This window comes from Accumulibacter sp., assembly GCF_036625275.1.
In the GTDB taxonomy this organism is placed as follows: Bacteria; Pseudomonadota; Gammaproteobacteria; order Burkholderiales; family Rhodocyclaceae; genus Accumulibacter.
In genome coordinates this window covers 110,007-133,248 of sequence record NZ_JAZKUD010000004.1, presented here as the reverse complement: position 1 = coordinate 133,248, position 23,242 = coordinate 110,007, and the positions used below count along the sequence as shown (strand labels likewise).

The 23,242-nt window shown below is 61.5% G+C and carries 22 protein-coding genes and 1 pseudogene; 8 read left to right on the top strand and 15 right to left on the bottom strand.

Going from position 1 to position 23,242, the window contains the following annotated elements; genetic code table 11:
• Positions 1-35: 35 nt before the first annotated feature.
• The gene (locus V5B39_RS03770; RefSeq protein WP_332341583.1) at positions 36-944 is read left to right on the top strand and encodes an efflux RND transporter periplasmic adaptor subunit; all 909 of its coding nucleotides are present in this window, start codon (positions 36-38) and stop codon (positions 942-944) included.
• A 225-nt stretch (positions 945-1,169) separates the two neighbouring features.
• Here V5B39_RS03770 and V5B39_RS03765 read toward each other — a convergent pair whose 3' ends face one another.
• From V5B39_RS03765 to V5B39_RS03755, 3 genes are all read right to left on the bottom strand, one after another.
• Positions 1,170-1,865, bottom strand: a complete 696-nt coding sequence (locus tag V5B39_RS03765) for a glutathione S-transferase family protein (RefSeq protein ID WP_332341581.1) — start codon at positions 1,863-1,865, stop codon at positions 1,170-1,172.
• 101 nt (positions 1,866-1,966) lie between these two features.
• Positions 1,967-3,919 (bottom strand): acyl CoA:acetate/3-ketoacid CoA transferase, encoded by a 1,953-nt coding sequence (locus tag V5B39_RS03760; protein ID WP_332341580.1) that lies wholly within the window; start codon positions 3,917-3,919, stop codon positions 1,967-1,969.
• Between the two features lie 90 nt (positions 3,920-4,009).
• On the bottom strand, positions 4,010-4,360 hold the full coding sequence (locus V5B39_RS03755; protein ID WP_332341579.1) for a DUF3301 domain-containing protein: 351 nt from the start codon (positions 4,358-4,360) through the stop codon (positions 4,010-4,012).
• Positions 4,361-4,683: 323 nt separating this feature from the next.
• Here V5B39_RS03755 and V5B39_RS03750 point away from each other — a divergent pair, with 323 nt between their 5' ends.
• The 5 genes from V5B39_RS03750 to V5B39_RS03730 are packed head-to-tail and all read left to right on the top strand — an operon-like array spanning position 4,684 to position 10,001.
• Positions 4,684-6,315 carry a TolC family protein gene (locus tag V5B39_RS03750; protein ID WP_332341577.1) on the top strand — a complete coding sequence of 544 codons (1,632 nt, stop codon included), beginning with the start codon at positions 4,684-4,686 and terminating at the stop codon, positions 6,313-6,315.
• Entirely contained in the window at positions 6,312-7,508 is a 1,197-nt protein-coding gene (locus tag V5B39_RS03745) for an efflux RND transporter periplasmic adaptor subunit (RefSeq protein WP_332341575.1), read from the top strand. The genes V5B39_RS03750 and V5B39_RS03745 overlap by 4 nt, the downstream gene beginning before the upstream one ends.
• Positions 7,508-8,218: an ABC transporter ATP-binding protein gene (locus tag V5B39_RS03740; protein ID WP_332341574.1), complete on the top strand. Its 711-nt coding sequence runs from the start codon at positions 7,508-7,510 to the stop codon at positions 8,216-8,218. Before V5B39_RS03745 ends, V5B39_RS03740 begins: the two co-directional genes overlap by 1 nt.
• Entirely contained in the window at positions 8,212-9,432 is a 1,221-nt protein-coding gene (locus tag V5B39_RS03735) for an ABC transporter permease (RefSeq protein WP_332341573.1), read from the top strand. Before V5B39_RS03740 ends, V5B39_RS03735 begins: the two co-directional genes overlap by 7 nt.
• A 47-nt stretch (positions 9,433-9,479) precedes the next feature.
• Positions 9,480-10,001: a gamma carbonic anhydrase family protein gene (locus tag V5B39_RS03730; RefSeq protein ID WP_332341571.1), complete on the top strand. Its 522-nt coding sequence runs from the start codon at positions 9,480-9,482 to the stop codon at positions 9,999-10,001.
• Positions 10,002-10,253: 252 nt separating this feature from the next.
• Here V5B39_RS03730 and V5B39_RS03725 read toward each other — a convergent pair whose 3' ends face one another.
• From V5B39_RS03725 to V5B39_RS03670, 12 genes are all read right to left on the bottom strand, one after another.
• Positions 10,254-10,694, bottom strand: a complete 441-nt coding sequence (locus V5B39_RS03725) for a response regulator (protein WP_332341569.1) — start codon at positions 10,692-10,694, stop codon at positions 10,254-10,256.
• 96 nt (positions 10,695-10,790) lie between these two features.
• On the bottom strand, positions 10,791-11,246 hold the full coding sequence (locus V5B39_RS03720; RefSeq protein WP_332341567.1) for a hypothetical protein: 456 nt from the start codon (positions 11,244-11,246) through the stop codon (positions 10,791-10,793).
• Between the two features lie 272 nt (positions 11,247-11,518).
• Positions 11,519-12,160, bottom strand: coding sequence for a response regulator transcription factor (locus V5B39_RS03715; RefSeq protein WP_332341565.1), 642 nt, complete (start codon positions 12,158-12,160; stop codon positions 11,519-11,521).
• A gap of 6 nt (positions 12,161-12,166) precedes the next feature.
• Positions 12,167-14,593 (bottom strand): sensor histidine kinase, encoded by a 2,427-nt coding sequence (locus V5B39_RS03710; protein ID WP_332341564.1) that lies wholly within the window; start codon positions 14,591-14,593, stop codon positions 12,167-12,169.
• Between the two features lie 98 nt (positions 14,594-14,691).
• Positions 14,692-15,459, bottom strand: a complete 768-nt coding sequence (locus V5B39_RS03705; RefSeq protein WP_332341563.1) for a 3',5'-cyclic-nucleotide phosphodiesterase — start codon at positions 15,457-15,459, stop codon at positions 14,692-14,694.
• Between the two features lie 94 nt (positions 15,460-15,553).
• On the bottom strand, positions 15,554-16,234 hold the full coding sequence (locus V5B39_RS03700; RefSeq protein WP_332341561.1) for an FHA domain-containing protein: 681 nt from the start codon (positions 16,232-16,234) through the stop codon (positions 15,554-15,556).
• 14 nt (positions 16,235-16,248) lie between these two features.
• Positions 16,249-17,079, bottom strand: coding sequence for a Stp1/IreP family PP2C-type Ser/Thr phosphatase (locus V5B39_RS03695; protein WP_332341559.1), 831 nt, complete (start codon positions 17,077-17,079; stop codon positions 16,249-16,251).
• Positions 17,080-17,169: 90 nt separating this feature from the next.
• Positions 17,170-18,129, bottom strand: coding sequence for an ornithine cyclodeaminase family protein (locus V5B39_RS03690; RefSeq protein WP_332341557.1), 960 nt, complete (start codon positions 18,127-18,129; stop codon positions 17,170-17,172).
• A gap of 312 nt (positions 18,130-18,441) precedes the next feature.
• The gene (sucD, locus tag V5B39_RS03685) at positions 18,442-19,335 is read right to left on the bottom strand and encodes a succinate--CoA ligase subunit alpha (RefSeq protein ID WP_332341555.1); all 894 of its coding nucleotides are present in this window, start codon (positions 19,333-19,335) and stop codon (positions 18,442-18,444) included.
• Positions 19,336-19,344: 9 nt separating this feature from the next.
• Positions 19,345-20,505 carry an ADP-forming succinate--CoA ligase subunit beta gene (gene sucC / locus V5B39_RS03680; RefSeq protein WP_332341554.1) on the bottom strand — a complete coding sequence of 387 codons (1,161 nt, stop codon included), beginning with the start codon at positions 20,503-20,505 and terminating at the stop codon, positions 19,345-19,347.
• A 61-nt stretch (positions 20,506-20,566) separates the two neighbouring features.
• Positions 20,567-21,118, bottom strand: coding sequence for a DUF2889 domain-containing protein (locus V5B39_RS03675; RefSeq protein ID WP_332341553.1), 552 nt, complete (start codon positions 21,116-21,118; stop codon positions 20,567-20,569).
• A gap of 156 nt (positions 21,119-21,274) precedes the next feature.
• The gene (locus V5B39_RS03670) at positions 21,275-21,502 is read right to left on the bottom strand and encodes a hypothetical protein (RefSeq protein WP_332341603.1); all 228 of its coding nucleotides are present in this window, start codon (positions 21,500-21,502) and stop codon (positions 21,275-21,277) included.
• Here V5B39_RS03670 and V5B39_RS03665 point away from each other — a divergent pair.
• Both V5B39_RS03665 and V5B39_RS03660 read left to right on the top strand, forming a co-directional pair.
• Positions 21,489-23,084 carry an Eco57I restriction-modification methylase domain-containing protein gene (locus V5B39_RS03665; protein WP_332341602.1) on the top strand — a complete coding sequence of 532 codons (1,596 nt, stop codon included), beginning with the start codon at positions 21,489-21,491 and terminating at the stop codon, positions 23,082-23,084. The genes V5B39_RS03670 and V5B39_RS03665 overlap by 14 nt on opposite strands.
• Positions 23,085-23,177: pseudogene (locus V5B39_RS03660) on the top strand (restriction endonuclease); the annotation flags it as partial. It abuts the gene before it with no gap.
• Positions 23,178-23,242: the final 65 nt, after the last annotated feature.

Genomic DNA, 23,242 nt, shown 5'->3' with positions numbered 1-23,242 from the left:
GTAGACGAAAAGGTGAAGGGACGAAAGGAAACGGAATGAAGGATGGCAATGGGCTTGGCGATCGACAGAAGGCGGTTCTTGTTCTGCTGTTGCTGGCGGGAAAGGTGATTGCCGGCGAATTTGACTGCATCATCGAACCGAGCAGGTCGGTTGACGTGCGGGCGGCGAGCGAAGGACTGATCGAAAAGGTGTGGGTTGATCGCGGCGACGTGGTGAAAAGTGGGCAGGTGCTGGTGACGCTGGATTCCGGGGTCGAGCGCGCAGCGACCGACGCCGCGCGTTATCGTTCGACCATGCAGGGACGCATCAAGACCGGTGAAAGCCGGGTCGAGTTCTCAACCACGAAGTATCTCCGCCGGGAAAAGCTGGCGGGGCAGTCGTTCATTTCGCTTCACGATCGGGACGAGGCGCTGACCGAGAAGCGCCTGGCCGAAGCCGAACTGGTGGAAGCGCGTGACGATCGCCGGCTGGCCGAAATCGAGCATCGGCGCCTATCGGAGCAACTTCGTCTGCGCACCTTGAAGAGTCCGATCAACGGCGTGGTGGTCGATCGGCTGCTACACGCCGGCGAACTGGCGGACAATCGCGACTTGCGCAAACCGATCTTGCGCCTGGCCGACGTGGCGACGCTGTATGTCGAAGTCCTCATGCCTCTGGATGCGTTTGGCAAATTGGCCATGGGGCAAACGGCTGACGTCCTCCCGGAGGTACCCGTGGGCGGCCGTCACAAGGCTACGGTGAAGGTCATCGACCGTGTGCATGATCCGGCAAGCGGGACCTTCGGCGTGCGGCTAGAGTTGCCGAATCCAGGCTTGAAGATTCCGGCAGGGATCAAGTGCAAAGCGAGTTTTGCCAACGTCACTGCGCGTCCGGCAACACCGCCAGGCACCGTACACCGATCCGAGGCCAGACCACCGGTCAGCCCGGCCCCACCGAAACTCTGAGCCGTGGCAGAGGGCGGGATGCCGCGCACGCCTAGTTTGACCCGGCGCGGGACGGGAAGAGTTCATGTGAAAGTCGCGTCAGCGCGAACGGCGCAGCGCAACCGGCAACTCTCGGCGGACTCGGCGCATAAACGTCAACTGCGCCGCGTCCTTGCTTGCCCGGAGTCGAGAGTCGCTGACGCGACTTTCATTAAGGGATTGCGGTCCTGCCGCAGTGCGCTGTGCTCAGCGCTGCAGGCGATAGGGTTCTTCGAAATCGAGGAAGTCTTTTTCAGACAGCGCGCCATCGACCCACGCCTGCACACCCGGCAAGGTACACACGCGTGTCATGTACGCGCTCACCTCTGCCGGGACGGGCAAGGCATAGGTTTTCAGTCGCATCACCACCGGGGCGAAGTAGGCGTCGGCAATCGAAAACTCGCCAAAGAGCATTGGCCCGCCTCCTGTGCGCAGCAGGTCACACCACATGCCAACGATCCGTTCGACATCGGCGCGCACCGCCGGCTGGTCGCGCCAGACGAGCTGGCCCGTGGCGGGGAGTGACGCCTCGATGTTCATCGGGCAATGGGAGCGCAAACCCGTAAAGCCGGAATGCATCTCGGCACACACGCTGCGAGCCTGCGCCCGTGCCGCCCAGTCTCGCGGCCACAAGGCTTTCTCCGGGAACTTCTCGGCCAGATATTCGGCAATCGCCAGGGTATCCCAGACGACCAGTCCGTGGCCGACCTCAGTGTCCACCAGGACCGGCACCTTGCCCGTGGGACTGATGGCCGCCATGGTCCGTCTGAAGTTTGAACCGGCAGCGAAGGAGTCGAAGCGCACGACGACTTCTTCGCAGGCGATGCCGGCCTGCCCGATGAGCACCCCGGCACGCATCGACCACGAAGAGTAATTTTTGTTGCCGATGAACAGTTTGAGCATGATCTATTTCCTGACCAGTCGAAGGTTTGCGGGCAGCCATCTTACTACGCGTGTTGCTCCGCTTGAGCAGTTTTCCGGCCGCGCCAGGGTGCCGGGCGAATTCAGTTCGAGCCGCTGGCGTCACCCCCCCGTCCGGCCAGGAAGGCCTGCGCTTCCTCGCGGCGTTCAAAGATGTGCGGCGCGATGCTGCGCGCCGAGAAGGCTTCGCCCAGTTTGGCGCGCAGGAAGGCGCTGGTGGCGTAGCGAGTGATCTGGCTGAAATAGTTAGCCAGGAAGTAGCGGTCCATTTCGGCATAGGCGTCGTACATGTCCTGGTTGATGCGAAAGCGATCGTAGTTGATGATCACCCCGACCCGCTTGCCGGCCGCCCGGCAGCGCAGCTCGCAAATGTCCCAGATCGCCTGCACGTCCTCGACCACCCGGACATGCATGCCCTCGAAGTTGAGAAACAGGATGTTGCGCTCGGGATCGTAAATGACCCGCTCCGGCAGGGACAGGTTGAGCAGTTCAGCCTCCAGACCCATCGGGTTGGCATTGAAGATGCGGGCATCCATTTCGCCGTATTCACCGACGATCGGCTCGAAATCCATGTTCGGCAGAATGTCCCGGTCAACGTCGATGCCGGGCGCCACCTCGATCAATGCCAGCCCGCCCCTGACCCGACGGAAGACGCAACGTTCGGTGACGTAATAGACCGGCTTGTCGCGATCGTAGGCGTACTGGCCATTGAAGGTGATCTGCTCGACTTTCTTGATGAACTTCCGCTGCCGACCCTCCTGAACGATTCGCAGCCTGCCGTCATTGACCTCGACCTTCAGACCATTGCCGGTGAAGGTGCCGGCGAACACCACCAGGCGGGCGTTCTGGCTGATGTTGATGAAACCGCCGGCGCCGGTCAGGCGGCCGCCGAAACGGCTGACGTTGACATTGCCGGCGGCATCGCATTCGGCCATGCCGAGGCACGCCATGTCCAGGCCGCCCCCGTCGTAGAAGTCGAACTGCTGATTCTCGTCGATCACCGCATCCATGTTGACGCCGGTCCCGAAGTCACCCCCGGTCGCGGGAATCCCGCCGATCAGGCCGGATTCAACGGTCATGGTCAGCAGGTGCGAGATGCGCTCCTCCTTGGCAACCGTCGCCACGCCTTCGGGCATGCCGACTCCGAGATTGATGATGCCGTTGGGTGGCAATTCGAAAGCGGCACGGCGGGCGATGATTTTGCGGTCGGTCAGTGGCGTCGACACCAGACTGGCCTGGGGAACCCGGAACTCGCCGGCGTAAGCCGCGTTGTACGGGGTCACCAGCGTCTGCATGTGCTGGGCGGGTTCGGCCACGACCACGCAATCGACCAGAATCCCTGGAATCTTGACCTGCCGCGGCGGTAGCCCGCTGCGCTCGGCGATCCTTTCGACCTGGGCGATCACGATGCCGTTACTGTTCTTGGCCGCCATTGCCATGGCGAGGTTGTTGAGGGTCAAGGCTTCCCGCTCCATCGTGATGTTGCCGAAGGTATCGGCGGTGGTCCCGCGCACGAAGGCGACGTTGACTCTGCCGACCTTGTAGAACAGCCACTCCTCGTCGGCGACTTCGACGAGACTGACGATGTCCCGGGTGGTGGCGGCATTGATCCGACCGCCGCCGTAGCGGGGATCGACGAAGGTGTGCAGTCCGACTTTGGAGAACGACCCTGGTTTGCCGGCGGCCAGATCCCGGAACAACTGACAGATGATCCCCTGCGGCAGGTTATAGGCCTGGATGCGGTTGCCGAGTGCCAGTTGCGCCACTTTCGGCATGCGCGCCCAGTGGCCCGCCACCACCCGGCGCAGCAGGCCTGCGTGGCCCAGATGATTGAGTCCCAGGGTCTTGCCGTCGCCCTGACCGGCGGCGGCGAACAGGGTCAGGTTTTTCGGGCTGCCGGTGGTCAGGAAACGACGCTCCAGGGCCGACAACAGGGCTTCGGCGAAGCCGGTCTGGACGAACCCGGTACTGGCCAGGGTATCGCCATCCCGGATCAGTGCGATGGCTTCATCGGCAGTCACGATCTTGCTGCGCATGGTGGTTTCCTCTCGTATTGAGCGAGTTGAGCGAGATTTCCGAACGTTGGCCCGGATCAGATCATACAATCATCGGCAATACCGGCGGATCTACTCGCCCTCGCTGCCGTTCGCCATCAGATGCCGCCAGGGCCGTTGCGCCTGCGGCAGGTGCAGCATCAGCAACTCGCTGCCGAGCAGGGTGACCTGGCCATCCCGGCGATTGTCGCCGGTATCGCTGTATTCGAAATGGTAGACCCGGCGCAGGCGCAACCGACCTTCGTCATCGCGCGCCGGGCGCAGCGAGCCGAGCGCGACGGTGTCGTCGAGCAGGAGCAGGTCTTCTGCCGCGCACGCCGCGCGCGCGGCACGCATGCCGGCCTCGCGCGCCTGGAAGCTGTCGTACCAGAACCAGCCGACGGCCAGCAGCACAAACAGGCTGATCATCTCCATCCAGGGCATCGTCCGGGTCCTGTGAATGTCAAAGTTGCGTCAGCGACGCACGACGCTTACCTTCCTGGCCGGAAACATTTGTTCACACATAAAATCCCTGCAGAACACCCCGCCAGCCCGTAAGCGCGCGAAACCGCGGCCAGGCTGGCTATACTAGCGAAAAATGGCTTACACCACATCCCGACCGACTTCTCGGGGTGAGAATGAACGGTGTTGGTCGAAGGACTTTTTCCGATGAAGAGACGTTGGCATCGGTGATCGCCCTCCCCCCGCGCGGGGGTGAAGGCGGGGTTTGGCAAAGCACTGCTCTGCGCCGTCGCAGCCGGCCCGCGATGCAGCGCGGGCCGGGGTTGGGGAGAAGGGCAATCGTTACACACCAGTTCGTTTCATCAAATCCTTGCGAAAGCATCTGGCCAGAGCCAGGTCTGCTCTGGCGGCCGCTGCGAGGACAGGGACTCCCCCTTTCCCCCAACCCCTCCCCCGCGAGGGGGGAGGGGAGCCGGGTATCTGCCCAACACTTTCATTCGCACCCGACTTCGCGACCGCCCCGCGCCCCGTGCGCCAGACGCTTCGCCAACGGCTGCCGCCTCGCCATCGCCACCCTGCTGACGGCGCTGGCAGCCGATCTGCCGGCGCTGGAAATCAGCGATCCCTTCGCCACACGCACCTTCACACCGCCGCGCCCGGCGCTGGCCGGCAGTGCACTGTCCTGTCAGCCGCTGCCAGCCGACGCCGCCTATGGCATTCTCGAAGTCGTCGATCTCGCCCTGTGTCGCAACCCGACCACCCGCGAGGCCTGGTCGTACGCACGCGTCCAGGCCGCCCAGGTCGGCATCGCGCAGTCCGACTTCCTGCCGGGGCTCGATGGCCAGGTCAGCGCCAGCCGGGCCAGGGTCGACTCGCAGACCACCAGACAGCGCAACGCTTCGCTGACGTTCTCCTGGCTGCTGTATGACTTCGGCGCGCGTTCGGCGAATCTTGAAATCGCGCGGCAAGTGCTGAGCGCCGCCAGCTCGACGCTCGACGCAACCGTCCAGAGCGTCTTTCTCAATGCCGTGCAGGCTTATTACAACACCCAGGCCGCGCGCGCGGCAGTGACCGCCGCCCGCGAATCAGAAAACGCCAGCCGCGAGAGCCTCACCGCCGCCGAAGTCCGCTACCGCGTCGGCACCGGCACCCCCGCCGACCGCCTGCAGGCACAGACCGCCTGGTCGCAGGCAACGCTCACCCGCATCCGCGCCGAAGGCGTGCTCAGGAACGCCTTCGGCCGCCTGGCCAATGTCATGGGGCTCGACGCCAATCAGAGCCTGTTGCTCGACGAGATTCCATCAGCCACCCCCGACGCCAGTTTCACCGGCGACGTCGCGGCGCTGATCGATGAAGCACGCGCACGCCGCCCCGAACTCAAGGCCGCTGAAGCCGAACTCCGGGCCGCTGAAGCCGGCGTCGATTACGCCCGCGCCACCGGCCTGCCAACACTGTCACTGAGCGCCGGCCCGCAGTGGACAGACCTGGGCAGTGCTTCGGCCCACGGCAACTCGATCGGGCTGACGGTTAACCTGCCGATCTTCTCCGGCTTCAACACCACCTACCGGGTTCGCGCCGCCGCCGCCCAGACCGAGGTCCAGAGCGCCCGTCGCGACAACGTCCGCCAGCAGGTCGCGCTCGATGTCTGGGAAGCCTATCAGAGCCTCAGCACGGCGACCCAGACCCTTCGTACCACTGCCGACCTGCTGGCCAGCGCCGAGCATTCCGAGCGTGTCGCCCTCGGACGCTACAAGGCCGGCGTCGGCAACATCCTCGATGTCCTCAACGCCCAGAGTGCGCTCGCCAACGCCCGCCTGCAACGCATCCAGGCGATGCTCGACTGGCACGTGTCGCGCGCCACACTGGCCAGATCCATCGGCGCCCTCGACAGCACGCTGCTGCTCTCGATCAGCAAGCAGAAAGCCCGCAATCCATGAAGCACTCGCGCAGTCTCCTGGCCCTCCTCTTCTTCGCACTCGCGGCCGGCGTTGTGTACTGGTATCGCCAGAGCAGCAGCCAGTCGCTCGAACAGCGCTACAAACTGCAGTCCATCGAGAAGGGGGATGTCACCCAGACCGTCTCGGCCAACGGCACGCTCAACCCGATCGTACTGGTCAATGTCGGCACGCAGGTTTCCGGGACGGTCACCAGGCTCTATGTCGACTTCAACGACAAGGTTGAGAAAGGCCAGGCACTGCTCGAACTCGACGACTCGCTGCTCGCCGCACAAGCCCGTCAATCAGCGGCCAATGTGCAGAACGTCGCTGCCGCGCTCGATCTGGCGCGCGCCAGCGAAGCACGGATGAAAGCCCTGTTCGAACAGGAATATGTCTCCCGGCAGGAACTCGAGCAGGCCGTCCAGACGCGCCGCTCGAGCGAGGCGCAACTTGCCCAGGCGAAAGCTGCCGCCGAAAAGGATCAGGTCAACCTCCATTACACGACGATTCGCTCGCCAGTGTCGGGGGTCGTCGTCGACCGCGTCGTCGACCTTGGGCAGACCGTCGCTGCCAGCCTGCAGACGCCGACCTTGATCAAGATCGCGCAGGACCTCTCGGAGATGCGTATCGATTCGAGCTTTGCCGAGGCCGACATCGGCAAGATCCGCGAAGGACAAAAGGTACGTTTCACTGTCGACGCCTTCCCGAACCGCAGCTTCCAGGGCGAAGTGCAGCAGATTCGTCTCAACCCGACGACGCAGCAGAACGTCGTCACCTACAACGTGCGCGTTTCGCTCTCCAATCCCGAACAGATCCTGCTGCCCGGAATGACAGCCTACGTCAGCATCGGTGTCGCCAGTCGCCAGAACGTCCTGCTGGTGCCCAACGCGGCGCTGCGTTTCAAACCCAGCGAGAGCAGCGACAGCGAGCGCACGCCCGCCGGACAGAAAACGGCGAGTGAGAGCAGCGGCGAAAGCAAGGGCAAGGGCAGGAAACGCGACACGGCCAGCGGCACGGCGTATCGCGTCGAGAATGGCGAACTGAAGGCGCTCGGCGTATCGCTCGGGATCACCGACAACCGCAACACCGAAGTGCTCGGCGGTGATCTCAAGGCTGGCGACATCGTCGTCACTGGCGAGAACATCGCCAGCAACAACGGCAAGCCGAGCAGCGTCGGGATGAGACTGTTCTAATGGCCGAGGAGGTCATTCGCGTCGCCGGTCTTGGCAAGTCCTACGAAACCGCGGCCGGACGCTTCCCGGCGCTGCAAAATGTCGATCTGTGCATCACGGCAGGTGAGTTCGTGGCGATCATGGGACCCTCGGGGTCGGGCAAATCCACCTTCATGAACCTGCTCGGCTGCCTCGATACGCCGAGCAGCGGCGACTACTTTCTGGTCGGCCGCAACGTTGCGCAGTTGCGCCAGGACGAGCTAGCACGACTCCGGAACCGCAGCATCGGCTTCGTCTTCCAGGGTTTCAACCTGCTGCCGCGGATGACGCTGACCGATAATGTCGCCCTGCCGCTGGTCTATGCCGGCATCGAGCGTGAGCAGCGGCGACAGCGAGCGCGCCACGAACTGACCAGGGTCGGCCTCGGCGATTACGCCGACGCGCTGCCGAGTCGCATCTCGGGTGGACAACAGCAGCGCGTGGCGATTGCGCGCGCGCTGATCAACTCGCCGCAACTGATCCTTGCCGACGAACCGACCGGCAACCTCGACAGCCAGACCAGCGAAGAGATCATGGCGCTGTTCACGGCCCTCAATCGTGAAGGAATCAGCATCGTGCTGGTGACCCACGAGCCGGACATTGCCGTGTACGCCGCGCGACAGGTGCGTTTCCGCGACGGACGTCTGGTCAGTGACCTGCCGACCCCCGCCAGAGCGATCGCCGCATGCTGAAAGCAATGCTCGGCGAAGCCTGGCAGGCGATGGGTGCGAACCGCATGCGCAGCATGCTGACGATGCTCGGGATGGTCATCGGCGTCGGCTCGGTGGTATTGATGATGGCCATCGGCCAGGGCGCGCAGTACGCCGTGGCGCAGACCATCAGCAGCATGGGCAGCAATCTGTACATCCTGATTTCCGGCTCGACGAGTGCCGGCGGCCTGCGCAGCGGCGGCGGCGGCGGCCCGACGCTGACCGTCGCCGACGGCGAGGCGATCGCCGAGCTTGACGGCGTCAGCAATGTCGCGCCGGTGCAACAGGGAACGCAGCAACTGGTCTATGGTGCGAACAACTGGAGTGCGACGGTGGTCGGCACGACGCCGCCATATCTCGACGCACGCGCCTGGACGATCGTCAGCGGATACCCTTTTGGCGATTCGGACGTGCGCGCAGCAACGCGGGTGGCGCTGATCGGCCAGACCGCCGCCGACAATCTGTTCGGAAACGACGACCCGCTTGGCAAGACCATCCGCATCCGCCAGAGCCCTTTCGTGATCGTCGGCGTCCTCGGCAAGAAAGGGCAGAACCTCGACGGCCGCGATCAGGACGACACCGTGATCATTCCGCTGACCACCGCGCAGCGCAAGGTCTTCGGCAATCCCTTTCCGGGCTCGGTGCGCCTGATCATGGTGCAGGCGACTTCGGCCGAGGCGATGCCGGCAGTCGAGAAGAGCATGACCGCACTGCTCCGCCAACGCCATCGCATTCGTGAAGGGCAGGACAACGACTTCTATCTTCGCAACCTCGCCGCAGCGGCCGACTCGGCGGCCGAGACGACCCGCGTGATGTCGGTGCTGCTCGGCGCAATCGCCTCGGTTTCGCTGCTCGTCGGCGGCATCGGGATCATGAACATCATGCTCGTCTCGGTGACCGAACGCACGCGCGAAATCGGCATCCGCATGGCGATCGGCGCGCGCCAGCAGGACATCCTCGCGCAGTTCCTGCTTGAAGCGCTGATGATCTCGGTCGCTGGCTGTCTGATCGGGCTCTTTCTCGGCATCGGCGGCGCGCTGCTGACCAATGCGCTGACCGACATGGTGATCGTCATCTCCGGTGCCTCGATCCTGGTGGCCTTCGGGGTCGCGGCCGGGATCGGCATCTTCTTCGGCTATTACCCGGCGCACCGCGCTGCCGCCCTCGATCCGATCGAGGCGCTGCGCCATCAGTAGCGCGACAGGCTACAATCTTTTTTTAGCCCACTCAGCGAGACCCCCCCATGCCCATTTACACCCTCGGCGCCCGGCGCCCCCAGATCGACCCGCAAAGCTGGGTCGCCCCCAATGCCACCGTGATCGGTGACGTCCGCCTGGCCAGAAACGCCTCGATCTGGTGGAACGCAACGGCGCGCGGCGACAACGACCCGATCACGATCGGCGAGAACAGCAACATCCAGGACCATTGCGTCCTGCACACCGACGAAGGCGTACCGCTGACGATCGGCCGCAACGTCACCGTCGGCCATCTGGTGATGCTGCACGGCTGCACCGTCGGCGACGGATCGCTGATCGGCATCGGCTCGGTGCTGCTCAACCGCTCGGTGATCGGCCAGGGCTGCATCGTCGGCGCCAACACGCTGATCCCGGAAGGCAAGGTCTTTGCAGACCATTCGCTGATCGTCGGCTCACCCGGCAAGGTGATCCGCCGGCTCAGTGAGGAAGAAGTCGCTCGGCTGCAGCATAGTGCCGATCACTACGTGGCCAACTGGCAGCGCTATCTGCGCGAACTCGCGGCGCTGTAGTCTTCCCCTGTAGTTTTCCTGTTTCTCCGCGGAGGAAGCCAAAGGCCGTCGAGTCGACGGCTTTTTCCCATGACCTTGTGGATAAATCGGAACCGCTTTTCGCTATCCCGAAAACGCACGGACAACACTGTGTGCAAGCTGTGGGTCGAGCGTGGAGATCTGCCGCAAGGCATTCTTTTCCAAGGGAAACTTTCTGTTGCCTGAATATTCGGCGAGGCCGGAATGATCGCGGCAGGATGGATACCCGAACAGTCAGGACCGTTGGCCCATGTTGCCGGTTTCCGGCCAGGGACGCTGATGATTGACCTCAACGTCTCCTGACTCCACCCGTGCGGCCGACGCAAGACCATGCAGCGACTGCCGAAGGAGGTGCAGGTCGCTTTTCTTGTCGTAAAAGGCATAGGCTCCAGCTTCCAGGCATCGCTTGCGGTAAACGGGCTCCGCAAAGTTGGTGAATACCATGACCTTGACGCCCGGATGTTCCGTTCTCACCGCACGGAGAACCTCCAGACCACTACCATTGGCCAGCTGAATATCGAGCAGTACGATGTCCGGCGGGTGACTTCGAATGCTTTCGATGGCTGGAGCGGGACTTTCGAATTCGCCCACCACCTCCGCACCTTCGATCTGCGCGAGCATTTCGCGCAACATGCGGCGGACAAGGGCGGAGTCATCGACGATCAGGATTGACATCAAGGTCGGTCACAAACAAGAAGAAGAATCTGGCCTGAAGAAACGCCCGCTGGCCGCGTGCTTCTGGCCTGCATGCAGCGCGGGATTTCCTACAACTTAAAAAGGGCTTCTTTCGGCAGAATACGAGTCAGTCAGGAACCCTGGGGCCTTCGGCGAGCGGTTCCGGAGCAGTAACTTCTCGATCTGCTCATGGACCAGCAGCGCGACGTTGGGCAGGAGACTGAGCGAAGTCAAACCCGGAATGCTGGTCATTCCACGGGGCAACACGATGACGATCAACGGCTTGGTGTGAGCAGAGGAAGGATTGGCCAGTACGGCATGCACAAAAGCCCGCGACGCCTTTCCCCAACTGACGACGATCACATCGGGCTGGTGCTTCGCCGTGCAATCGTAGGCGTCTTCAATGGAACGAGCGATCGCCACCACCTCGATTTTTTCGTCCATTCGCAGTGCCCTTCCCACACCGTCGAGAAACAGGTTGTCCGTGTCCACCAGAAGAAATCGGGTGCGTCCGTCCTGCAGGGCGCTCAATGCGCAGGCATCCATGGTCATGATCTCCAGGGTAATCGAGCTGCGCCAAGAAGAAACGCCTTCTCACGCGAATCGATTTCCAGACCGTATCATCCCGCACACACCAACCATCGACTAGCGGCAGCCCGTGTCATTTTCCTGTAGGCAATGGCCGACATTGCACCCGTCAGGGAATCCCTACACAGCCGACGTGCCATCGCCCTGCACGCGCGCGCCGACGAGGGGCACGCCTCACGTCGTTGGTGCGCGACCGGCCATGGACGTTGCTGGCGCTGGCTTCCGACTACGCCGTATCAAGATAGCATGCCCTTTTCCAGGGCATAACGAGTGAGTTCCGCATTGCTGGGCAGGCCGGTCTTTTCAACGATTCGGGCTCGATAAGTGGTCACCGTCTTGGGACTGAGATGCAGTGCCTCGGCAATCTGGTTCAAGCTCTCGCCGGAGGCAATCCGCCGTAGCACTTCGATCTCCCGGTCAGAGAGTGCTTCGGAAGCGGATTTCCGGCCTCGCCCCACCTCGATTGCCAGCCGCTCCAGCAGTGCCGGGCTGACATGCTTGCCGCCGCCAGCGACCTTGCGTATCGCCGCGAGCAGCGTGGCCGGAGGGCTGCTCTTGGTCAGGTAGCCGGATGCGCCGGCTTTCAGCGCACGCACGGCATAGACCTCTTCAGCGTACATGCTGAGCATCAGCACGGCCAGCCGCGGCCGCTCCGACTTGATCTGTTTCAACAGGTCCAGGCCGCCCTTGCCGGGCAAGCCGATATCGACCAGCGCGACATCGAATTCGCTCTGGCGGATCAGGTGAATCGCCTGTTCGGCGTCCTCCGCTTCGCCCGCCACCTCCATATCGTTCGACTGCGCCAACAACAGCCGCAAACCGCCGCGGACCACGGCGTGATCATCCACCAGAACGACCTGGAGCTTGCGCCCGCTCATCACTTCTCAAACCGGCATGCGCAGAACAATGACCGTCCCCTTCTTCACACCGCGCGACAGCGTGATGTCGCCGCCAAAGCGGGCAGCACGTTCCCGGATGCCCAGCAGGCCCCAGGATTCGGCCTTGATCAGATCCTCGTTGTCAATGCCCACTCCGTCGTCCTCCACGAGGATCATCACGGCGCTGGCTTCACGACGGATAACGATCTCGACGCACGATGCCTGGGCATGGCGGACGACGTTGGTCAACGCTTCCTGAACGATGCGAAACAATGCCGTGGCACGCTCCGAATCGACATCGATTGCGGCAACGTCGGCGGCAATCGAAATCCTGCATGGTAGTCCGGTTCGCTCTTGAATCTGCCCAGCGTACCACTCGATCGCCGTCCATACCCCGAGCTGGTCGAGGACACTCGGCCGCAGATCGCTGATGATGCGGCGCATCGTATCGACAGCGGAATCCAGCAATTGCGACGCGTACACCAGTTGTTCGTCGCTCGGCAGCGCAGCCTCCCGAGCGCGATCGATGGCCATCGCGACCGCCCATTTGACACCCGTCAGCGTACTGCCGAGGTCATCGTGCAGCTCTCGCGCAATCCGTACCCGCTCCTCTTCCCGTACCCGCTCCAGATACTGGGTGAGCTGCCGCAGCTTTTCGTTGGACTCGACCAGAGAATCCTGACTGTGTTTGAGCGCCGTCATATCGACCACGTTCACGAGGACGCCGTCGATGTCACCATTGGTGTTCCGGTGCGGCGCGTAGGAGGATAAAGTCCAGAGAAGAAGCGGATCATCGCGACGCGCCCTGGCGTCCTCGGGCGCCAGAAGTTCCGTCGTGCCACGCAGGCGCGGCACGAACTCGTCAGCCATGAACATTTCGCCTGCCAACGCGCGCCTCAGGTAAGCTTCCAAACCGTGGCGCGCTTGTGGAAACAGTTCGTGAAGAGGCTTGCCGATCGCTGCCTCGCGCGCCACCCCGAGCGCGCGCTCGAGAAACCGGTTCCAGACGACCACCCTGCCCGCCTGGTCACAGACCACAAATCCCTGATTGACATTGTCCAGTACCTCCTGTGCAAAACCCTCGGCCTGCAGGCGTGCGGTGATATCCTGAACGGTCGCGACGTAGAGGTCCACATGGCCGTCTTCCTGGCGAACCACCCGCACATCGATCGTTGCATTGATGAGTTTGCCATCCTTTCGCACGAAGCGCTTGTCCGCCTGGAAGCCATCCGTCGCGCCACTCGACACGCGCTCGAACTGGCTCAAGTCGGCGGCGAGGTCGTCGCGATGCGTGAGCTGTGTCCAGGTCAGGTCGACCAGTTCCTCGCGGGAATAACCGAGGATTTCGCAAAGACGATCGTTGCAGCGCAGCCAATGCAGGCTGTCCGTCGAAAGGATGGTCATGCCGACGAAGGGAAGATCAAAAAAGAACCGGAGCAGGCGATCCTTCTCGACGCCCTGGCTGGCCAGCTCGAGTTGATGGGTTCGTCGCTCCTGATGCCACAGCAGGAGGATCAGGAGCGCGACGACCACGACCGCCGACGTCGCGACCAGACTGACCCAGAACACCAGATTCCGCAGCGGAGACAACACTTCGTCGCGGTCGACTTTCGCCACCAGATGCCAGGACGTCTCTTTGACCGGGCGGGTCGCCGCCAATACCCCGACCCCGCGGTAGTCTACCCCTTCCATGACCTGCTCCGCGTCGGTCAGGATGGCTCGGGCAGCCGGCAGCTCGGGATTATCGAGATCCTGACTGAATACCAGCGCTGTTGCCATGCGGTGGCGCAATTCATTGAGATACAGGACGGTGTCTCCCTGCCGGCGCACCAGCAGCATCTCGGCGCTCGGGCTCGGCGTCGGCCAGCTCTGGATCAACGGGAACACGATGCGTTCGACCGGCGCATCGAGGATGACCGCGCCCACCACTTTCCGCTCACCGTCGATCTCCTTTACCAGTGGCGCCACCCAATCCAGGTGAACGCGGCCCGACTCGCTCTGATACAGATCGGTCATCGTCACTCGGGCGGTCTGAAATGCGCTCTGGAGCGCTTTCTGGACAGGCGCCTCGGCAATGATGTCGTGCACGCCCAGGGCGAGGATTCGTCGGGCACGGTCATCGATCACCACGAATCCGTCGTAAGCGTACGCCTGCTTGAACGTCTGGAGACGTTCCACGAGGTGCCGTCGTGCATCGATATCCTCATCACGCGCCACCCGTATCGTATCTTCAATGAAGCCGGGACTGGCGCCCAGAACGATCGCATCGGCACGTCGCTCATCCAGCCATGCTTCGATCTGACCTGCTTTCAGGGCAGCGATGGCGCTCAGATCTGCGAAGGACTGCTGCTTCAGGCGCGGATTCTCAAGGTACACAATACCCACCCCAAGCAGGGGAACGATCGACAGCAGACCCAGGATGACGCCTGCCATGCTGCGTAACCGTGCTTGGGGAGGCCCCTTGACACGTAGTGAGAAGAGGTCCAGCGGCACCAATACGAGGACTCCGGGTAGTTACTGCGCGCAGTTCATCAGAACTCGAAGACCTGATTGCTCTGTAGCATCCTCGGTTTGAATTCACCTGCGCAGGCCTGGATTTCAGCCATCGTCAACTCGATCTGGCTGGGCTTCAGATGACTGATATAGATTTCTGGAGCAATTGACAGCTTCTTCAACTCATTCGCCAGCATCTTCGGACAGAGGTGTTTGGAGATTTCGGCAAGCCCTTGTTCGCAGTTCGGAAAGGCCGTTTCAATCAGCAAATAGCGCAGATTGGCAATGCGATTGACCACCGGCCAGAAGACATCATTGGCGGTGGTGTCGCCGGTAAAGACCAGGCTGCCCATTCCTGAGTCGAGCTGATAGCCCACCGCCGGTACCGTGTGCTCGGCAGGAAGCGCCGTAATCGTTCGCTCACCAAGCCGCACCGACTGGCCGAGGTGGATCGACTGGTAGCGCATGATGGGATTCTCGCGGCTCGGGATCACGCTGAAATCCGGCCAGATCGCCCAGTTGAAGATATGTTTGCCGATGATCTCGAGTGTCGCGGCCGTTGCATAGACCGTTAGGGGTTTGTCGCGCAAGTCGCTGACCGAATCAATCAGCAGGGGCAGCAAGGCAATGTGATCAAGGTGTGAGTGGGTCAGGAACACATGGTCGATGAGCGCCAGTTCGGCAAGCGATAAATCAGCGACCCCCGTCCCTGCATCGATGAGCAGATCATGATCGACGAGCATCGCCGTAGTTCGCCGATGACGTCCGCCAATACCTCCACTACAGCCGAGGACCCTGACTCTCATGGCGGTGCAGCCGGATTCATCCGCTTTCCGAGTCTGCTCTTCGTGATCGGCAGGGAAGCCGTGCGGTCTCGCCCGCAGAGAATACGATCGTTCATCACGGCTTGATGAGGAATTCCATCTTCACCCCGGCGATCTCGATCAGGTCATGGTTCTCCAGAAGACGCGCCTGCGCGTCGATGACCCGGCCGTTCAAGACCGGGAAGGCGCCTTCGACGTGGGTCAGGAAGTGGCCGTGCGGCCTTCTGGCGATCACCGCCACCTGGCCGGGCTTGCCGAGAGTGGTCAAGGTTTTGGTCAGTTGCAACTGATGTCCGGCGTTGGAACCACTGAGCAAGCGGATCGCAGCCGTGCCGAAGGCAGGCGCCAACCCCGCGGGCTGCGATGCACTGGCCGGCGTCGCATCCGCAGCACTCGGAACCTTGTGCACGACTGCTGACCGCGGCGGTTGCGTCGTCTGTTCATAAGGTGAAACCTCGTGCTGAGTCACTGTTGCGAGAATGTACTTCATTTTGTACTTGCCAAGCTCGATGACGTCGCCGTCCTTCAGGAAATGCTTCTTGACCGGCTGGCCGTTGACCAACGTTCCGTTGGTGCTGTTGAGATCCTCAAGGAAGGAATCATTGAGGATGGTCACCACCGCCGCATGTTCGCCGCTGATCGCCATATTGTCGATCTGAATGTCGTTATGTGCCTTGCGGCCGATGCTCACCCGCTCCTTGAGCAGCGGGATCTCCTTGAGAACCAGACCATCCATGCTGAGTATGAGCTTTGCCATCGCCTTCTTCGTCCTTAATTGAGCCATGACCAGAGTTTGGACCAGCCTCTTTTGGCGGCCGGGAATGCATGCAGAACCTTGATCACCACCACCGAAATATTGTCGTTCCCACCATTGTCGTTGGCCATCTGGATCAGTTTCGCTGCCGAGCGCTCAAGATTGACAGCATGCATTTCCAGGGTGTAATGGATTTCCACCTCTTCGACCAGGTCGTAAAGACCATCGGAACATAGCAGGTAAACATCCCCTGGACGCACCGGGTGAACATGAATCTCCGCTTCAACCTCTGCCTCGATGCCGACAGCGCGTGTCACCAGGTTCCGCTGCAATGAGTAACGCGCCTCTGCCGCTGAAATCAGACCGCTATCTATCTGCTCCTGCAGGACCGAGTGGTCGTGGGTCATGGCCATGAACTGATCGCCCCGCAGTCGATACAGACGCGAATCGCCAATGTGGGCGACCACCACCTGATCATCGCAGAATACGGCAGCGACCAGCGTGGTGCCCATCCCGCCAAATTTCGATTGACGCTCCGACGCCTGATAGATCGCCAAATTCACCGCCGCGATCTGCTCCTTGAGGCAACGATGCGCAAACAGCAGTCCGCTACCGCTGTCGGTCTGGTACGCGGCAGTCGCCTTGAAAGCGGTGGCCAGCCTGGATGAGAGGAGTTTGGTCGCCATGTTGCTGGCGATTTCTCCGGCATTGTACCCGCCCATTCCGTCAGCCAGGATCACCAGTCCTTGATTGGCATCGGCAAAGACCGAATCCTCATTTTTCCCCCTGACCAATCCGGGGTCGGTACGGGCAGCGATTTCGAGCGCTCCCAACAGACTGTTTGCCACGTCCACTCCCATCACTGATCAGCAAATCCAGACGGCCATCAGCATTCCATCTCTCAAGCAGAGCGGCAGCCTTGACACCCTCTGCCAGGACTATCCGCCATAAGGCAGTTCGACACCGAAACCGTACTCACGTGCCAAATTCTCAAGGGTTACGGCGACGGCCAGATCCTGAACGGCCATGCCCTGTGACTCGAACAGGGTGATCTCGTCAGGCGTCGAACGCCCTGCCTGCCGACCGCAAATGACGTCGCCGAGTTCGATCAACTGACGCGCATGCAGGCGCCCTTTTTCCAGCAGCGGCAGCAGATCACCTGCTTCACACAGTGCCGTTGCCACGCTGTCGACGATGATCGGCGAGCAACGTTTGATGACGTCCTCGCCAAGTTCCCTGCGGATCAGCGAATTCGATCCGGCGGCATTGATGTGTGTTCCCGGTGCAAGCCACTCGGCATTGAACAGGGGCGTCGCCGACGTGGTCACCGTGCTGACGATATCACTGCCCCGCACCACCTCTTCGGGGGAAGCCACGGCAAGCACCTCGAGCGCAAGCCGTTCGGACATTCTCGTACAAAAGGCTGCCAAGCGCTCGGCATGGCGTGCGTAGACCTTGATCCGTTGCAGCGGGCGCACCGCTGCGATCGCTTCGAGATGCCCTTCGGCCTGCCAGCCGGCACCAAACACGCCCGCCACGCGGGCATCGGACCTGGCCAGCCAGCGTGTCGCGATGCCGGCTGCCGCACCCGTACGCATCATGCCCAGGCGATCGGCTTCCAGCACGGCGCGCAGACTGCCAGTCGAGGCACGATACAGATAAACCAGGAAGCGCACACCCGAGCGGTTACTGGTGTAGGCCTTGTACCCGATGACGTCGAGTTGCGGCAATGCCCCCTGCAGGATATGCAGCGTCGTCTGTGGCAGGCGCGTCCGTTGCCGGGGGGTATCGCAGCCCTGCATCGACGCGAGATCACGGTGCGCAGCCTCGACTGCCGCGAGTGCCAGCGGCATGGTCAGCAGTTTCTCAACCTCTTTTTCACTCAGAAACAGTGGCATCGTGTTGCCTCCAGTTCGGCACTTCGGAATCAAACGATCAGCACGATCTTTTCAACTTAACGGTCACGACTTTTCCAGTACCCCGATCATGAAAGTCATGACCGTTTCCCTCTCCCTCAACCCCTCGCCCGCGAGTGGAGAGGAGAGAGTCATGAGTCGCTGACGCGACTTCTACATCATTCATAGTTTGCAGCTTGCAGCGGCGATTTTAACGGCAAATGTCACAGATCAAGGGCAAACAAAAAAGGCAGACCGGAGTCTGCCCTTTTTTGCCAGGAATTCAGGCCAGCACAACAGGCAACCACAGGCACCCTAAATCAGGGACTGGATCATCCTGCCCATGACCGAAGGATCACGGGTGACCTTGAAACCACACTCTTCCATGATCGCCAGCTTGGCGTCCGCAGTATCCGCACCGCCCGAAATCAGTGCCCCGGCATGGCCCATGCGCTTGCCTGCCGGAGCGGTTACACCGGCAATGAACCCGACGATCGGCTTCTTCATGTTCGCCTTGCACCACACAGCGGCGTCAGCTTCATCAGGACCGCCGATTTCACCGATCATGATCACCGCGTCGGTATCCGGATCGTCGTTGAACAGGCGCATGATGTCGATGTGCTTGAGGCCGTTGATCGGATCACCGCCGGTACCCACCGCAGACGACTGGCCAAGACCGATTTCGGTCAACTGTCCAACCGCTTCGTAGGTCAGCGTGCCCGAGCGCGAAACCACACCGATGCGCCCCTTGCGATGAATGTGACCGGGCATGATGCCGATCTTGACTTCATCCGGGGTGATCAGTCCCGGGCAGTTCGGCCCGAGCAGCAACGTCTTCTTGCCGCCAGCGGCTTCCTTCCTGAGCATCTTGTTGCGCACGATCAGCATGTCGCGCACCGGAATGCCTTCGGTGATACAGACGACCAGATCGAGGTCGGCTTCGACCGCTTCCCAGATCGCTGCGGCAGCACCTGGCGGCGGCACGTAGATCACCGAGACGGTCGCACCGGTCTGGACGGCGGCTTCCTTGACTGAGCCATAGATCGGAATGCCGAAAATACTCTCGCCGGCTTTCTTGGGGTTCACGCCGGCGACGAAGCAGTTCTTGCCGTTGGCGTATTCCTGGCACTTCTCGGTATGGAACTGCCCGGTCTTGCCGGTGATGCCCTGGGTGATGATCTTGGTATCTTTGTTAATCAGAATCGACATGGTGGCTCCTTAACTGACCGCAGCAACGATCTTGGTGGCGGCATCAGCCATTGAATCGGCAGTGATGATCGGCAGACCCGAATCACCGAGGATCTGCTTGCCGATATCCTCGTTGGTCCCCTTCATGCGGACCACCAGCGGCACCGAGAGGTGCGTTTCCCTGGCGGCTGCCACGACGCCGGTGGCGATCGTGTCGCAGCGCATGATGCCACCGAAGATGTTCACCAGAATTCCCTTGACCTTGGGATTTCTGAGCATGATCTGGAAGGCTTCGGTGACTTTCTCGGTGGTCGCACCGCCACCGACGTCGAGGAAGTTGGCCGGTTCGGCGCCAAACAGCTTGATGGTGTCCATGGTCGCCATCGCCAGGCCGGCGCCATTGACCAGGCAGCCGATGTTACCGTCGAGCGAAATGTACGAGAGGTCGAACTTGGAGGCCTCGAGTTCATCGGGGTCCTCCTCGTCGAGGTCCCGGTAGGCCATGATCTCGGGCTGCCGGTAGAGGGCGTTGGAGTCGAAGTTGAACTTGGCGTCGATCGCCTTGATGTCGCCGTTGCCTTCGAGAATCAGCGGGTTGATCTCTGCCAGCGAGGCATCGGTCTGCATGTAGCAATTGTAAAGACCCTTGAGCGTTGCAACGGCGCGGTCGACAGACTCGGCCGGGACACCGATGCCAGTGGCCAGCTCGGCCGCCTGTGCGTCGCTCAGCCCATCCTCCGGATCGATGAAGGCCTTGAGGATTTTCTCCGGCGTCGCATGGGCAACTTCCTCGATATTCATGCCGCCTTCCGAAGAAGCCATCATCACGACCTTTTGCGACGCCCGGTCGGTCAGCGCAGCCACGTAGTACTCCTTGCGGATGTCGGCGCCCTCTTCGATCAGCAACCGGCGCACCTTCTGGCCTGCCGGACCGGTCTGGTGCGTGACGAGCTGCATGCCCAGGATCTGGCCGGCATACTCGCGGACCTCGTCCAGCGACTTGGCCACCTTGACGCCACCGCCCTTGCCACGACCACCCGCATGGATCTGGGCCTTCACCACCCAGACCTTGCCTCCCAGGGTTTCGGCTGCCTTGACCGCATCATCGACGGTCGGACAGAACACCCCGCGCGGAACCACGACGCCGAATTTCTTCAGGAGTTCCTTGCCCTGATATTCGTGAATTTTCATGCGCTTTCCTTGCTTGAGTTAAGGTTGCAAAACGTAACGAACCACAGGCAGGATGTCCGTCCTACCCGGGCTTCTGGCCACGGTACCAGCGCGGGTAATAGCGCCGTACTGCGTCCGAATGCGATTCCAGCGCGTGGCAACGGTCGAGCTGATAGGGCTTGTGCGCGCTATCATCGTTATCGAGTACGTCACTGGCAAAGGTCTGCAGCGCCGCGGTTGGCAGGAACATCAAGAGCTCGCTGAGATGCGAGCAACCGCGCGTGCCACGGAACAGATTCTTGACTGCCGTGCGAAAACCATGAAAGAGGTTGAGGCCGACCAGTTGCGTGTAATCCGGGGTGATCCGATCACAATAGCCCGTGTAAGGCATGGCATCGGTGCAGGCCACGGCGTCGAGAACATTCATCTGGTGGTCGATGGTCACCCGCACCCACATGTCGTGCACCGCTTCGCCGCGCTGCCGCAAACCCGACGACAGCGGATAGTCGTGGTCCTTGGTGTCGACCAGTCGCGCCTCGATGTCCCAGCAACCATCGTCACGCTTGTAACCATCGAGTTGAACGCTGCGCACATGCATGCGGGTGCGTTGGGCAGAGGGTGAGGGCAACGGCATCGATGGTCCTGGGAGGGATTCGCGAGCATGGCAAGGCTTCGTGGCTGGCAAGGAATTCTACACCAGAACGCCTTGGCTTTTGCGGCGAAATACATAATTATGAGTGCTGGCGTGCCCGGACACCGGGCACGCCATCGAACTTGCCGGTCTGCCCGGTCAGCCGTACAGGTCGGAAAATCCGACGTTGCCGCCCTGCCAGGATCGATCATTGAAAATTGAGAGAATGCCAAATTTGCTCACCACACAGCTCAAATTGGACCTCGGCAGCCCTTCGAGTAGGCCCCCTCCACCCGAGGTCGCCATCGAGATTGAAAAATGGTCTTCGGCGTCAGGAAGCAAGTCGCGCGGTGCCATCTTCACACGCCGCGAGGTGGTGGATTTCATTCTTGATCTGCTCGGCTACACAGCAGATCAGGCACTGTACGAGAAGAGACTCCTGGAACCGTCATTCGGTGGTGGTGACTTCCTTCTGCCCATCGTTGGCCGGCTGGTCAGCGCGTGGCGAATGTCGCAGGCTGGCGGATCGGCGCTGAAGGAGATGGGTGATGCGATCCGGGCTGTCGAACTGCATCGCGACACCTTTCATTGCACGCATCTTGCGGTCGTTGAATTGCTCAAGCTCAAAGGATTACCGGCGGTCACGGCGGCGAGTCTCGCAGATCGCTGGCTTTGCCAGGGCGATTTCCTGATCGCCCCACTCGACGGATCATTCGACTTTGTCGTCGGCAATCCGCCGTATGTTCGCCAGGAACTGATTCCGGCAGCGCTGCTCACCGAGTACCGCTGCCGCTACCAGACCATGTATGACCGCGCCGACCTTTACATCCCGTTCATCGAACGATCGCTATCGGTCCTTGCCGCGAAAGGCAAACTCGGTTTCATCTGTGCCGATCGCTGGATGAAGAACCGCTATGGCGGGCCGCTTCGCGGCCTCGTGGCGCAACATTTCCATCTCAAAATCTACGTCGACATGGTGGACACCGCAGCGTTTCAATCCGATGTGGCCGCTTACCCCGCAATCACCATCATCAGTCGCGAAGCCGCCGGCGTGACCCGCATTGCCCATCGCCCAGACATCGACCGGGCCACGCTGACAAGCCTGGCCGGCTTGCTGTGTGCGCCGGCCTTGCCACAGGAAGCCTGTCCGGTACGTGAACTGGCTCGCGTCACCCATGGTTCGCAGCCCTGGTTGCTCGAATCTTCGGATCAAATGGCCCTGATTCGCCGCCTTGAGCAAGCATTTCCAAGCCTGGAAGAGGTTGGCTGCAAGGTCGGTATCGGGGTGGCGACCGGGGCCGATACGGCATTCATCGGCGATTATGAGAACCTTGATGTCGAGCCGGATCGAAAATTGCCGCTGGCGACCACTCAAGACATCGTCTCAGGCGAGGTGCAATGGCGCGGGCAGGGAGTGATCAATCCTTTTGCCGATACCGGCGGTCTTGTCGATCTCGCGGATTACCCTCGCTTGCGCCGCCATCTCGAAGCACGACGTGATCTCATTGCCCAACGCCACTGCGCCCAAAAATCTCCGGCCAACTGGTATCGCACCATTGACCGAATCACCCCGGCACTGGCATCCAGGGCCAAGCTACTGATTCCCGACATCAAGGGCGAGGCACACATCGTGTTTGAAGATGGGAAGCTTTATCCGCATCACAATCTGTACTTTATCACCTCTGACGAGTGGGACTTGCGCACCTTGCAGGCAGTGCTGCTCTCGGCACTGACGCGTCTTTTCGTGGCTACTTACTCCACCAGAATGCGCGGCGGCTTTCTGCGCTTTCAGGCGCAATACCTGCGCCGCATCCGCATTCCGCGCTGGGAAGATGTGCCCCTGGCGCTGCGCGAGGAACTCGCGAGCGCAGCCATCAAACACGACCTGCAGGCGTGCAACCGCGCGGTCTTTGTGTTGTACGGCTTGAGCCCCGAAGAACAGTCGTCTCTGGGTGGCAATGGAGAATAAATGGCCCTCGATCTTGTCGATTACGAGCACCAGGCCCGCGAGGCCGTCAAGGCTTTCTGGAGAAACCGGGAAATAGCGAGACAGAACAGGATCACTGCGGCGATATGCCGCAGATTGCAAGTGTCTTCAATCGATAAAATTCTCGCCTCGTCGTCACC